The sequence below is a fragment of the Pseudoflavitalea rhizosphaerae genome (genome assembly GCF_003991355.1).
In the GTDB taxonomy this organism is placed as follows: domain Bacteria; phylum Bacteroidota; class Bacteroidia; order Chitinophagales; family Chitinophagaceae; genus Pseudobacter; species Pseudobacter rhizosphaerae.
Window position 1 is genome coordinate 1 of the sequence record NZ_RCSU01000014.1, and the last position, 12,608, is coordinate 12,608.

General features: G+C 47.1%; 18 protein-coding genes. 16 read left to right on the plus strand and 2 right to left on the minus strand.

The window, feature by feature from the left end; all coding sequences use genetic code 11:
• Window positions 1–90: 90 nt before the first annotated feature.
• From D9Y29_RS21005 to aroQ, 12 genes are all read left to right on the plus strand, one after another.
• Window positions 91–1,080: an aldo/keto reductase gene (locus D9Y29_RS21005; RefSeq protein WP_127131978.1), complete on the plus strand. Its 990-nt coding sequence runs from the start codon at window positions 91–93 to the stop codon at window positions 1,078–1,080.
• An 89-nt stretch (window positions 1,081–1,169) separates the two neighbouring features.
• Complete coding sequence (locus tag D9Y29_RS21010) at window positions 1,170–1,568, plus strand: hypothetical protein (protein WP_127131980.1); 399 nt, start codon at window positions 1,170–1,172, stop codon at window positions 1,566–1,568.
• Between the two features lie 129 nt (window positions 1,569–1,697).
• On the plus strand, window positions 1,698–1,916 hold the full coding sequence (gene infA, locus D9Y29_RS21015) for a translation initiation factor IF-1 (RefSeq protein ID WP_127131982.1): 219 nt from the start codon (window positions 1,698–1,700) through the stop codon (window positions 1,914–1,916).
• A 37-nt stretch (window positions 1,917–1,953) separates the two neighbouring features.
• Window positions 1,954–2,070, plus strand: coding sequence for a type B 50S ribosomal protein L36 (gene ykgO, locus D9Y29_RS21020; protein ID WP_010519235.1), 117 nt, complete (start codon window positions 1,954–1,956; stop codon window positions 2,068–2,070).
• 42 nt (window positions 2,071–2,112) lie between these two features.
• Window positions 2,113–2,493, plus strand: coding sequence for a 30S ribosomal protein S13 (gene rpsM / locus D9Y29_RS21025; protein ID WP_127131984.1), 381 nt, complete (start codon window positions 2,113–2,115; stop codon window positions 2,491–2,493).
• 170 nt (window positions 2,494–2,663) lie between these two features.
• Window positions 2,664–3,077, plus strand: coding sequence for a 30S ribosomal protein S11 (gene rpsK / locus D9Y29_RS21030; protein ID WP_127131986.1), 414 nt, complete (start codon window positions 2,664–2,666; stop codon window positions 3,075–3,077).
• Window positions 3,078–3,214: 137 nt separating this feature from the next.
• Window positions 3,215–3,820, plus strand: coding sequence for a 30S ribosomal protein S4 (rpsD, locus tag D9Y29_RS21035; RefSeq protein ID WP_127131988.1), 606 nt, complete (start codon window positions 3,215–3,217; stop codon window positions 3,818–3,820).
• A gap of 23 nt (window positions 3,821–3,843) precedes the next feature.
• Complete coding sequence (locus tag D9Y29_RS21040; protein WP_127131990.1) at window positions 3,844–4,845, plus strand: DNA-directed RNA polymerase subunit alpha; 1,002 nt, start codon at window positions 3,844–3,846, stop codon at window positions 4,843–4,845.
• A gap of 64 nt (window positions 4,846–4,909) precedes the next feature.
• Window positions 4,910–5,392, plus strand: coding sequence for a 50S ribosomal protein L17 (gene rplQ, locus D9Y29_RS21045; protein WP_127131992.1), 483 nt, complete (start codon window positions 4,910–4,912; stop codon window positions 5,390–5,392).
• A 148-nt stretch (window positions 5,393–5,540) separates the two neighbouring features.
• Entirely contained in the window at window positions 5,541–6,647 is a 1,107-nt protein-coding gene (gene carA / locus D9Y29_RS21050; protein WP_127131994.1) for a glutamine-hydrolyzing carbamoyl-phosphate synthase small subunit, read from the plus strand.
• Window positions 6,648–6,760: 113 nt separating this feature from the next.
• Window positions 6,761–7,579 (plus strand): hypothetical protein, encoded by an 819-nt coding sequence (locus tag D9Y29_RS21055; protein WP_127131996.1) that lies wholly within the window; start codon window positions 6,761–6,763, stop codon window positions 7,577–7,579.
• Between the two features lie 109 nt (window positions 7,580–7,688).
• Entirely contained in the window at window positions 7,689–8,111 is a 423-nt protein-coding gene (gene aroQ / locus D9Y29_RS21060) for a type II 3-dehydroquinate dehydratase (protein WP_127131998.1), read from the plus strand.
• A gap of 102 nt (window positions 8,112–8,213) precedes the next feature.
• Here aroQ and D9Y29_RS21065 read toward each other — a convergent pair whose 3' ends face one another.
• A complete protein-coding gene (locus D9Y29_RS21065; RefSeq protein ID WP_127132000.1) occupies window positions 8,214–8,927 on the minus strand; it encodes a peptidylprolyl isomerase in 714 nt (237 codons plus the stop codon).
• A 166-nt stretch (window positions 8,928–9,093) separates the two neighbouring features.
• Here D9Y29_RS21065 and D9Y29_RS21070 point away from each other — a divergent pair, with 166 nt between their 5' ends.
• Window positions 9,094–9,750, plus strand: a complete 657-nt coding sequence (locus D9Y29_RS21070) for a toxin-antitoxin system YwqK family antitoxin (RefSeq protein WP_127132002.1) — start codon at window positions 9,094–9,096, stop codon at window positions 9,748–9,750.
• Window positions 9,751–9,937: 187 nt separating this feature from the next.
• On the opposite strand, the gene D9Y29_RS21075 is transcribed toward D9Y29_RS21070, so the two are convergent.
• Window positions 9,938–10,768, minus strand: a complete 831-nt coding sequence (locus D9Y29_RS21075) for an alpha/beta hydrolase (RefSeq protein WP_127132004.1) — start codon at window positions 10,766–10,768, stop codon at window positions 9,938–9,940.
• Window positions 10,769–10,866: 98 nt separating this feature from the next.
• Between D9Y29_RS21075 and D9Y29_RS21080 the strand changes: the two genes are divergently transcribed.
• The 3 genes from D9Y29_RS21080 to D9Y29_RS21090 are packed head-to-tail and all read left to right on the plus strand — an operon-like array spanning window position 10,867 to window position 12,467.
• Window positions 10,867–11,730 carry an SPFH domain-containing protein gene (locus D9Y29_RS21080; RefSeq protein WP_127132006.1) on the plus strand — a complete coding sequence of 288 codons (864 nt, stop codon included), beginning with the start codon at window positions 10,867–10,869 and terminating at the stop codon, window positions 11,728–11,730.
• A 15-nt stretch (window positions 11,731–11,745) separates the two neighbouring features.
• On the plus strand, window positions 11,746–12,285 hold the full coding sequence (locus D9Y29_RS21085; protein ID WP_127132008.1) for a hypothetical protein: 540 nt from the start codon (window positions 11,746–11,748) through the stop codon (window positions 12,283–12,285).
• On the plus strand, window positions 12,282–12,467 hold the full coding sequence (locus D9Y29_RS21090; RefSeq protein ID WP_127132010.1) for a type II toxin-antitoxin system antitoxin: 186 nt from the start codon (window positions 12,282–12,284) through the stop codon (window positions 12,465–12,467). Before D9Y29_RS21085 ends, D9Y29_RS21090 begins: the two co-directional genes overlap by 4 nt.
• Window positions 12,468–12,608 lie beyond the last annotated feature (141 nt).

Sequence of the window (12,608 nt, forward strand, 5' to 3'; positions counted from 1 at the left end):
TGGGTACACCGTAGGCCAGAGGCGAGCGACTGCCACAACTTGCTATATTTTATGTATTGCCTACCTTTGCGTTTTTAAATCCGGAAGCAAATGGAATATAGAAAATTAGGCGAAACAGAGGTTGAAGCATCGGTAATCACTTTTGGAGCATGGGCCATCGGCGGATGGATGTGGGGCGGATCAGACAGGCAGGACGCCGTGAAGGCCATTCGCGCCGCCTACCATGAAGGCGTTACCAGTATCGATACAGCACCCATTTACGGAATGGGGGTGAGTGAAGAGATCGTGGCTGAAGCCATCGAAGGTATTCCCCGTAATAAAGTGCAGATCCTTACAAAGTTCGGCATGCGCTGGGATGTGAAGAAGGGAGATTTTGTGATGCACTCCAAAGACAATTACGGAAAGGAGATCGATATCTATAAACTGGCATCGAAAGAAAGTGTGATCTATGAAGTAGAACAATGCCTGCGCAGACTGAAAACAGATTATATCGATCTGTACCAGTTGCACTGGCCCGACGTGACCACGCCGATTTCCGAAACAATGGAAGCGTTGGAAACCCTGGTGAAGCAGGGAAAGATCAGGGCTGCCGGTGTTTGTAATTATAACACCAGCCAGATGAAGGAAGCTGGGCAGACCATTAAACTCGCTTCCGATCAGGTGAGCTACAGCATGATCTACCGTGACATTGAAAAAGAACTGGTGCCTTACTGCATCGACAATAAGAAATCGATCATCGCCTACAGCCCGCTGCAAAGGGGCTTGCTGACCGGCAAGATCAAACCCGGCCACCAGTTCGGCGAAGGCGATACCCGCGAGGGAAACCGTTTCTATACCGAAGCGAATATCATCAAAACAAATAAGTTCCTGGACGAGATCAGGCCGCTGGCTGAGGCGAAAAGCGCCACCCTGGGACAACTGGTGCTGGCCTGGACCATCAGGCAGCCGGGAATCACCATTGCGCTGGCAGGGGCAAGGAATGAGGAGCAGGCAGTGCAGAATGCGAGAGCGGCGGCTGTAAAGCTGAGCCATGAAGAGGTCCTTTTCATTAATAAAAAACTGGCAGATTCCGGTTTTTAAGTGGAAACCCTGATTATAAAACGCAGAAAGATAATTTTTTATATTACCAGCGTTTTGTAAATTAGGTTTCACTTTAAACTGCTGCCATTATGATCAAACTTTCAGAGCTCAGACCAGGAGACATCGTTAGGGTCGAATATGAAGGCCAGATGATTGACGGAACTGTTACAGAACTGAACAGGGAAGACAAGGAAGTAGGGGTGGAGACCGATGTTCAGGAATTCTGGTTTACGCCAGACCATTTGTTTCCGGTGCCATTGGATGAAAATCAACTGTTTAAGCTGGGATTTACCCGGCATAACCTGGACGATGGGGCCATCAAGTACATGAAGAACAGTTTCCGGGTGATGATCCCTAAAGAGGGTGATTTCAACACGATGGAGATCTGGTGGAGGGAAGACAGGCGGAGCCTGAGAGAGCCGATCAATGTGCATGAATTACAGAACCATTATCACCAAATGACCAAGGTAGACCTCAACCCTGCCTAGGTTTTTTCCAATAAAAATGGGGCCCAAAGGCTTGTTCAGCCGGTGTTACAGAATGCCTGAAAAAAATGCTCTGTTATTTTTTTCATATTTCTGGCTGAAATTCCTATCTTTGCGCCTCCTTAAAAGTGTATGGGCAAACAACCTTTAATCAAACAAGATGGACAAATTACAGAAGCACTGTCGAACGCAATGTTCAAAGTGAAACTGGAAAACGGCCACGAGATCCTGGCCACCATCTCCGGCAAGATGCGCATGAATTATATCCGTATTCTTCCGGGCGACAAAGTAGGGGTGGAAATGAGCCCGTATGATCTGTCAAGAGGAAGGATAATTTTCAGGTATAAATAAGTAACGCTGTAAAGCCGTTGCATCAAAAACAAACGTTATGAAAGTTAGAGCATCAATTAAAAAACGCAGCGCTGATTGCAAGATCGTGAGAAGGAAAGGTCGCCTGTACGTGATCAACAAAAAGAATCCCCGATTCAAGCAACGTCAGGGATAATCAGCATTGAATCAAACTATCAACAAACAATAAACAGTTAATATGGCTCGTATTGCCGGTGTAGACTTACCTAAAAATAAGCGTGGAGAAATCGGTCTTACCTATATCTATGGTATCGGTCGTTCTACTTCCCAGTACATCCTTGAGAAAGCAGGGATCGACTTAAGCAAGAAAGTGAATCAGTGGAATGATGATGAGCTGAATGCTATTCGTAACATCATTACGAATGAGTTCAAAGTAGAAGGACAACTGCGTTCTGAAGTACAGATGAGCATCAAGCGTCTGCTTGATATTGCCTGCTACCGTGGACTGCGCCATCGTAAAGGTCTGCCTGTTCGTGGTCAACGCACACGCACAAACAGCCGTACGAGAAAAGGTAAACGTAAAACAGTTGCCGGTAAGAAAAAGGCCGCTAAGAAATAGATTGACGAGACGCAGCTACCAGTTGCGTCTTTCATCATATTCAGACCTGTTGTTCTTACGAGCAGCGTAAACGAGGACCGGTACCGGATCGCAAGGGTCGGCAGGAGGATTGGTCCCGCTCATTTCGGTGAGTTCATTTTAAATAATTTACAGACTACCTTTTTAAGTTTATGGCTAAAGCACAAGGAAATCAGAAGGGCGGCGCAAAAGCTGCTGCCAAGAAGAGAGTGGTTAAAGTTGACTCTTATGGCGATGCACATATCTCCGCCACGTTCAACAACCTCATCATCAGCATCACTAACAAGCAAGGCCAGGTTATCTCCTGGAGCAGCGCCGGTAAAATGGGCTTCAGAGGTTCCAAAAAGAACACTCCGTATGCAGCTCAGATGGCTTCTGCTGATGCATCTAAAACTGCCATCGATGCAGGCGTGAAGAAAGTTGATGTTTACGTTCAGGGCCCCGGCGCTGGTCGTGAAGGAGCTATCCGCTCTCTCGCTCAAAGCGGCATCGAAGTGGTGATGATCAAAGACGTTACGCCGTTACCACACAACGGTTGCCGTCCTCCCAAGAAAAGAAGAGTTTAGTATTTATACCGGCTTTCAGCAATCGGACAGGATCTTTCTGCCATTGCTGAAAGCTTATTTTATAACCGGGTCTGCGATTCATTTTTATTGATTTTTACTGATCGCGAGACCGTCATCAAAAAATCAATTTAACAATTATGGCACGTTATACTGGTCCAAAAACAAGAATCTGCCGCATTTTCGGCGAGCCTATCTTAGGCAACGGCAAATATCTCAGCAAGAACAGCAATCCTCCCGGACAACATGGTCCTACCAAGAAGCGTAAAGCACCCGGTGAGTATGCGCTGCAGTTGAAAGAAAAGCAAAAAGCCAAATACACTTACGGTGTACTGGAAAAACAATTCCGCAGAACATTCGATGAGGCTGCACGCCGTAAAGGTGCAACAGGTGAGAACCTGATGAAGCTCCTCGAAGCACGTCTCGATAACGCTGTTTACCGTCTCGGTATGGCTGCCAGCCGTCCCGGCGCCCGTCAGCTCGTTAGCCACAAACACGTAACAGTGAATGGCGAGGTGGTGAACATCCCTTCTTTCCAACTGAAGCCAGGCGATGTGATCAGTGTTCGTGAGAAAGACAAAGCCAATGCTTCCATTACCGGAACTTTCCGCGGAAAGAATGCAAAATTCACCTGGATGGATTGGAGTGAGTCCGAAATGCAGGGTACTTTCGTAGCTTATCCAGAGCGTGAAAGCATTCCTGAGAACATTAAGGAGCAGTTGATTGTTGAATTGTATTCTAAGTAATCATTAAACTGAAATTTTAAAATATGGCCATTTTAAATTTCCAAAAACCAGACAAAATCGTTCTGCAGAAAGCAACAGAATTCGAAGCACAATTCGAGTTCCGTCCGCTGGAACCCGGCTTCGGTGTAACCATCGGTAACGCCCTTCGCAGGGTATTGCTGAGCTCTCTGGAAGGTTTTGCGATCACTGGTATCCGCATCGAAGGTGTAGATCATGAGTTCGCTACCATCAAGGGCATCACTGAAGACGTTCTGGAGATCATTCTGAACCTGAAACAGGTTCGCTTCAAGAAGAAAGTGGAGCATGAAGTGGCCCAGGAAAAGATCACCCTGAGCATCAAAAATAAAACAGAATTCACTGCCGGTATGATCGGTGAAGCTACTCAAAGCTTCGAGATCATGAACCCCGAGCTGCTGATCTGCACACTCGATAGCTCAGCCAAGCTGGACATCGAGCTGTCTGTATCCAAAGGCCGTGGTTATGTTCCTGCTGAGGATAACAAAGTAAAAGACGCTCCGTTCGGTTATATCCCAACTGACGCCATTTACACTCCGATCAAGAATGTAAAATACGCTATCGAGAATACGCGTGTGGAACAACGTACCGACTATGAGAAACTCATCATGGATGTTGCTACAGACGGTACTATCCACCCGGAAGAAGCGGTGAAACAAGCAAGCCGCATCCTGATCCAGCACCTGATGATCATCACTGATGAGAACATCACTTTCGACAATAAGGAAGACAAGAAAGAAGATGTGGTGGATGAGCAAATGCTGCAGCTCCGCAAGATCCTGAAAACTCCGCTGGAAGACCTGGATCTTTCTGTTCGCGCCTTCAACTGTCTGAAAGCCGCCAAGATCAACTCACTCTCTGAGCTGGTTCAGTACGAGCAGGAAGACCTGATGAAGTTCCGTAACTTCGGTCAGAAATCTCTGGCTGAGATCGAGCAGGTACTGGCAGAAAGAGGCCTCCACTTCGGTATGGACCTCAGCAAGCTGGGACTGGACAAAGAAGAACTCTAGTTAAATATTCACTTGTAGGTTGCAATTCCTGACACGGTGCAACTGAATCTAAAAACAAATCGTCATGCGTCACGGAGACAAGATCAACAATCTCGGCAGAACAGCCAGCCACAGGGCAGCAATGCTCAGCAATATGACCAGCCAGCTGATCATGCACAAGCGTATCGTTACCACCCTGGCCAAAGCCAAGGCACTGCGTAAATATGCTGAGCCCCTGATCACTAAAGGAAAAGAGAACACCACTCACCAACGTCGTGTAGTGTTCAGCTACCTGCAGGACAAAGAGGCTGTAACTGAACTGTTCGGACCTATCGCTGAAAAGATCGGTGGCCGTCCCGGTGGTTATACCCGCATCATCAAGTTGGGCATCCGTCAGGGTGACAACGCTGAAAGGGCAATGATCGAACTGGTTGACTTCAACGAGATCTACGGTAAGGGTAAAGGTGAGGTTAAAGAAGCTGCTAAGAAAACACGTCGTAGCCGCTCTACCGCTAAAAAAGCAGACAGCACTGAAGCTGCAGCACCTGAAGCTCCCGCAGCCGAATAATCAGATGATTAGCGCATTACATATCAAAGCCCTGCTTGCAAAAGAGCAGGGCTTTTTTACGGCCTGCCAGTGAGAATAAACTGTGTAAAATTTAGCAGGCCATCGCATTCAATTATTGTGTTTCTTTGCAAAACTTTTTTTGAAAAACATGTCAACACCTCTTCAAAAACAGGCCATACTCCTTCTGGAAGATGGTACGGTTCATTATGGTAAAGCATTTGGTAAGATCGGTACAACCACCGGCGAGATCTGTTTCAATACAGGTATGACCGGGTACCAGGAAGTTTTTACCGATCCCAGTTATTATGGACAGATCATCATCATGAACAATGTACACGTAGGTAACTACGGTATAAAGGATGATGAAGTGGAGTCTGACAGCGTTAAGATCCGTGGGCTTATCGGACGTAACCTCGAGGAGCAATACTCCCGCAAACTGGCCAATGCCTCCCTGGATACCTACATGCAGATGAACAATATCGTGTGCATCGAAGGCGTGGATACCCGCGACCTGGTTACGCATGTACGTCAGAAAGGCGCCATGAACTGCATCATCTCTTCCGAGATACTGGATGTGGAAGAACTGAAAAAAGAACTCGCTAAAGTGCCCAGCATGGACGGCCTGGAGCTCGCCAGCAAAGTGAGCACCAATGAAGCTTACACCATGGGCGATCCCAACTCCGATGTACGCATTGCAGTACTGGACTACGGCACCAAGCAACATATCCTCCAGTGCATGGTAGACAGGGGCGCACACCTGAAAGTGTTCCCTGCAAAATCCAAACTGGCAGACCTGAAAGCGTTTAGCCCTAACGGTTATTTCATCTCCAATGGCCCCGGAGACCCCGCCGCCATGGATTATGCCATCGATACCGTGAAGGATGTACTGAATGAAAGCAAACCTACATTCGGAATCTGTCTCGGCCACCAGTTACTGGCCCTCGCAAGCGGTATCAATACTTTCAAAATGCACCACGGCCACCGCGGCCTCAACCACCCGGTGAAAAACCTGATCACAGGTAAATGTGAGGTAACTACCCAGAACCACGGTTTTGGCGTAGATCCCAAAGAAGTGTCCAAAGCCACTAACGTGGAGATCACACACGTTAACCTGAACGACGAATCAATCGAAGGCATCCGTCTGAAAGACAGACCCGCCTTTTCTGTACAATATCACCCGGAAAGCACACCAGGGCCGCACGATAGCCGCTACCTGTTCGACGACTTCATTGAGCTGATCAAAAAGCACAATTAAGCCGGAGAAAGCTTTCGGGTATTTTATTGAACCAGCCACTTCATAGCACAATGAACTTGTGTTGGGGTGGCTGTTTTTATTGATTGATCTTCTAAACCTCCTAATAATAAGCTATGAAACTTGAATTCCTGAGCGCCGCGATAACAGTCCTTATGATGTTCTCTTCCTGCCAAAAGGAAGGTAATACACAAGAAGAAAAACCTAAATGTAAACTCGTTAAAGTAACTCAGGGGCTTGACCCGGATACGGATTCTGTATATCAGTTCAGATACAATTCCAATGGTCTTCCCTCCGCAATGACTATGGAATTTGCAACTACCATTTTCTTCGACTGGATGGATTTCGTTTACAAGCCAGGGACATCCCTATTGGATAAGATCTGGGGTGGAGACCCGCAGGATCCTTTTCTAATCCAATACGAATACAATGCCCAGAACAAACTGATCAAATCCAAATATTTCCTTGGACAAGAGTTCACATATCAATACGACAATGAGGGGCAACTTAGCAGGGTTGATGCTGCTGACGGCGGATATCCGAAAGATTATTACTTTGAAACTGGGTTTGATAAAAACGGGAACCTTACTAAATGTTACAGGAGAAAAATTGCTGATAACAGTTTCCTGGATGGTTTTACTGTTGAATATTCCGATATTGAAAATACTCTTGGGTTATTGAGCGCTTTAAATATAAGCGAGAACATCGGGACTATCCACCTTTTCCCCGGAAGCCATATCTATCCTGTTCCCTCAAAGCATTTGGCAAGGTCTCTGACTGGCAGGAACGCAAATGGCGATGCCATCGCTTCTATAAGTCATACATACGAAAGAGATGCTTCGGGCAATATTACCAAAGCAGTGCTGAGGCTAGATAACTGGGGCTCATTGACAGGTGAGATAAATACCTGGAAGTTTGAATACGAGTGTAAATAACAACTAAAAAGTCATTGATTGCCGGCGTCAGGTCCTGATGACGGCTGAATTCAATCCAGTCGCATTTCCAAACAATCTGCGTATTTTAGTGCCTCATAAAACCACTTCAATGAAGATCGCCATCATCAATGGTCCCAATCTCAACCTGCTTGGCAAACGTGAAAAAGGCATTTACGGGAATATGTCATTTGAGGATTATTTCGCTTTCCTGCAAGAGAAATACCCGCATATCCATTTCCACTATTTCCAGAGCAATATTGAAGGCGAACTGGTGAATGAACTACAACGTGTAGGGTATGAGTACGATGGCATCATCATGAATCCTGCTGCATACACACATACTTCAGTGGCCATCGGCGATGCCATTGCGGCTATCACCACTCCGGTAGTGGAAGTACATATTTCGAATGTGCATGCCCGTGAGGAGTTCAGGAAGATCTCGCATGTGAGTGCTAAGGCAGCGGGCAGTATCATCGGCCTGGGTTTGAAAGGATATGAACTGGCGCTGTTGTATCTTACTGATAAGGGTTGATCAATACGAAAAGCACAATATTACAAAGCCGGATAGCATCACTATCCGGCTTTTATCGTAGAAAAGCAGTTGACTATTCACCTGCTTTTTCCAGTTCCTTGTTTAATTGAGAAATATGCGCATCATCAAAGCATATCCGTCTTTCTCTTCAGGTTCATCTGTTTTGCGAATAATATGCAATCCGGCTTTCGTCCACACACTGAAGATGTCTCCTTTTTTCTTTTTCCTCAATTCCTTTTCTATCTCGGGGATCATGGCGCCTACGGCTACCCAGCCAATATCTCCGCGGGTGGCGGCTTCCCCGCCCATGCTCCAGACAACAGCCATCTCTTCAAAACTGGTGCTGCCATTCCTGATCTTATCCATGATCACATTCCCCAGCGAATCGGCAACCTTCGGCGCAATCACGCTGGTGTCTATAAAGATCTGACCGATATGGTTGAACATATTTGGGTTTTTGGCCAGTATCTGAACGAGGAACTTCCCTTTATCGTAGGGCCCGTAAACTTTATTGACCTTTCCATGAAATGCCAGGCTGTCCGCCAGTCCCAGGAATCCCCAGGTCCTGCGTACGATGATGGTATCCAGTTTGAACTTTTTCTTCAGCACATCCTTTACATAGAGCGGACCATTGCCGGATAGCTCGATGGCCTTTTTCATCTGCGCTATCGTCATTTTGGAAGGAGGGATGCCCATCACCGGGTCAACTTTGCCCGCCGCTTTTGGCTGGCCCGTTTTGGACGCCGGTGGTTTCTGTTGCCCCATCACAACTGATCCGATGAACAAAAACAGAAAAAATGGAATGCCTGCTTTCAAGCCTGGGAATTTTAAGGCCCTCAAGGTAATAAGCTCCACGCTAATATCAATATAACAATTGCAAATATTCTGAAATGCGTGATTTGCCCTGAATACGCCACAGGGCAATGAAGACGGCCGGTCTGGCGTTATTATTGTACATTGCTACTGATAAAAACCTGATACCATGCGTTGGATAGCTATTCTCTGCCTGTTAATCGCGTTCGATACACAGGCACAGTTGTGGAAAGATTACAAGCTCAATGCGAACAATGACACTCTCAATCGCATTGACCAGAAGGATCGCAAACAGGGACCCTGGGTCCATCGATACGAGAGCGTTCGCGGTGAGCCCGGCTATGAGGAAGAAGGCTGGTACAAGCACAATCGCAAAGAAGGCGAGTGGCGCCTCTTCAGTCTGGAAGGCGATCTCGTGGGCGTTGAGCATTACAAATGGGGCATGAAAGATGGCATCTGCCAGTACTATACCAAATTCGGTCAATTAAAACTGGAGCAGAGCTGGAAAGCCATGAACCCGGATAAGGAATATGATACACTAGAGATCGAAGACCTGGATAAGCTGGATTCCTACCGTACGGTGATCGTTAAGAATGAAGGCGCAGCCATCCGTCATGGTGTATGGAAATATTACAATACAGAATCCGGCACCATCATGAGAACGGAGAATTATGTACTTGGCAAACTGGAAGGAGAGCCCTCCAATAATGCCGTGTCGAAAGAAAAGAAACCAACAGGGGCTAAACCACAGGAGGTGATGGATTTCGAAAAGAAGAACGCAGGTAAAAAGAAGATCAAGGTGAGGGACGGAAGTACAAGACAGTAAACTAACCTGAATATATAAACGAAACCGGGCTGGCCTTAATGGACAGCCCGGTTTTATTAGGGAGTGCCCAGTCGCTCGCCTCCCGGCGAGTGACCGGTATTGGTTCGCCTCTGGCGAACACCGTGGCGCCGGAGGCGACGGAATAGAAGTCACTCGCCGGGAGGCGAGCGACTGCCACACCCTGAACTTATTGAAGCGGTGCTGATCTCGCTTTATCAAATGCTTTTTTGAAAAACAACAACTGGTAATCCACCGCACTGCCCCAGTACTTGCTGTTGTGCGCGCCGGGCCTTTCCGTATAATCATGTTCGATCTTCATCTCCAGTAATTTCTTGTGAAACGCGCGGTTCACGGGCAGGAAGAAATCGCCGATGCCGCAATCGATGATCAGGTTGAGCTCGCCGGGTTTCAACTGGTCCACTACATTGATCACAGTATATTTTTCCCAGTTCTGCGGATGTGTGGCAGAGTCGCCCAGCTTTTGGGAGAGGTCCCATTTCTTTGGAAAGGGGCGGATATCAACGCCACCGGCCATGCTGCCCGCATTGCCAAAAAGATCTTTGTGGCGGATGGAGAGGTACATGGCGCCATGCCCCCCCATGCTCAATCCGGCAATGGCGCGGAATGCCCTGTCCCTACTGGTTTTGTAATGCTGGTCGATATAAGGCACCAGCTCGCCGGTGATAAAGGTTTCGTAACGAACTGTTGAATCCACCGGACTATCGAAGTACCAGCTGTTGAAGCCGGCATCCGGGCAAACGATCATGATCTGCATGTCGTCCACCGTCTTCTTCAGTTGCGGGGATTCTTTTATCCAACCTGAATACTTGCCGCTCCAGCCGTGGAGAAGATATACCACCGGAAGATCCCTGAGCTTCTTGTATTTGGATGGAAGAATGATAACTGTCCTGATGTCTTTTTTCATCGCATTACTGTAAACGGAGATGGTATCTACAGTGCCTGCATGGGTACAGAGGGCGATCAATACGCCAAGAATGAGGGTTAGTGAGCCTTTCATATATGTAAGTTTTCCGGCGGTAAAGATAGGGCTTTGAATTTAGCGGAACATGATGTATATTTGATATCAAAATGATATTAAACTAAATTTCCCCCAATATGGAAAAGATCTTCAAACCTGTTTCCGGTTATCTCGCCCTGATCATTGCCACGCTTGGACTTGTTGGTGGTGTTGTGATGTTGATCAATTCAGCGGAACAAACCGGATTTGTACTTCCTGGCATTATCCTGGTAATTGCCAGCATTTTTGTGTTCAAGGGAATTATGGTGGTGAACCCCAATCACAGCCGCGTTTGCGTGTTCTTCGGAAAGTATATCGGCACTGTAAAAGAGAACGGTCTTTTATGGGTGAATCCTTTGTACAGCACGGAAAAGATCTCGCTGCGTGCAGAGAACCTGGAAAGTTCCAAACTGAAAGTGAATGATAAGCTTGGAAATCCCATTGAGATCGCAGCAGTGATCGTCTGGCAGGTACAGGATACTTATAAAGCGGCTTTTGAAGTGGAGGATTATGATCACTATGTGAAAGTGCAGAGTGAAGCAGCCATCAGGCACCTGGCCACTACTTATCCTTACGACCAGTTCGAAGATGAGCATGCCACTATCACGCTCCGCGATGGCGGCGACAAAGTGAATGAAATGCTGGAGAAAGAGCTGAGCAACAGGCTGGCTGCGGCGGGCATTCTCATCCGGGAGGCGCGCATCAGCCACCTGGCTTATGCTGCAGAGATCGCCGGTGCGATGTTGCAAAGGCAACAGGCAACTGCAATTGTAGCTGCCCGTTATAAGATCGTGGAAGGCGCTGTTGGCATGGTGGAACTGGCGCTGGAACAATTGTCTAAAAAAGAGATCGTGCAACTGGATGAAGAGAAGAAAGCCGCCATGGTGAGCAACCTGATGGTGGTATTATGCGGCGAGAAAGGCGCGCAGCCCATCCTGAATACCGGTACCCTTTATCAATAAGTCAAGCACTTTGAAATGCGTGTAGAAAAGCCCACAGGTAAAAAATTATTTACGGAAAATCAACAGTTCAGGCAGTGGTGGATCTGGTTGATCATTATCAGTGTTTTTGTACTGGTGCTGGTCGGTAATTATTCATTGCTCGTTTCGAAGGACCGGAACTTCCCGAAGTATGAACGGACTGTTGCGATTGTTGCGATGATCGTACCATTGCTCAACCTGCTGTTTTTCTATATTTACAGTTTGCAGACGGTGATCACGGATGAAGGCATCTATTTCCGCTGGTATCCGTTCAGGAAAAAATATAAAGCCATCACCTGGGACCGCCTGCATAAGATCACTGTAAAAGACAGGTTCATGAAGGGGCTGGGCGCTAAGTACCGCTTGGGATATGGGTGGGCGCACCAGGTGGGTGGCAGGAAAGGAGTGGAGATCGAAGCTGACGGAACCCGCCTATGGCTGGGCACACAGCGGCTGCAGGCATTCCTTCGCGCACTGGAAGAAGCCGGGCACGGAAAAGTACAGATCGTACAAAAGAAACAAAAAACAAACCTGTGAGCAGCAAGAAAAGTTTTGTATTACGAATAGATGAAGAGGTATACAAGGCCCTCGAGAAATGGGCTGCGGATGAATTTCGTAGTGTAAACGGCCAGATCGAATGGTTGATCGATAAGGCATTGAAAGATAGTGGCCGCAGGAAAAAGACCGAAAAGCCTTCCGGCCCAAATGATAAAAAATAATTAAATACCGCTTAGTAGTACCGATGTTCCAATAATGCGTAAGTAACTTTACGCCCTGTTAACCGTTAAAACGAGTCTATATGAGAAATTCATTCATCTTCTTTTGGATCCCATTTATTGTTGCTTTGGCCGGCCTCTTTT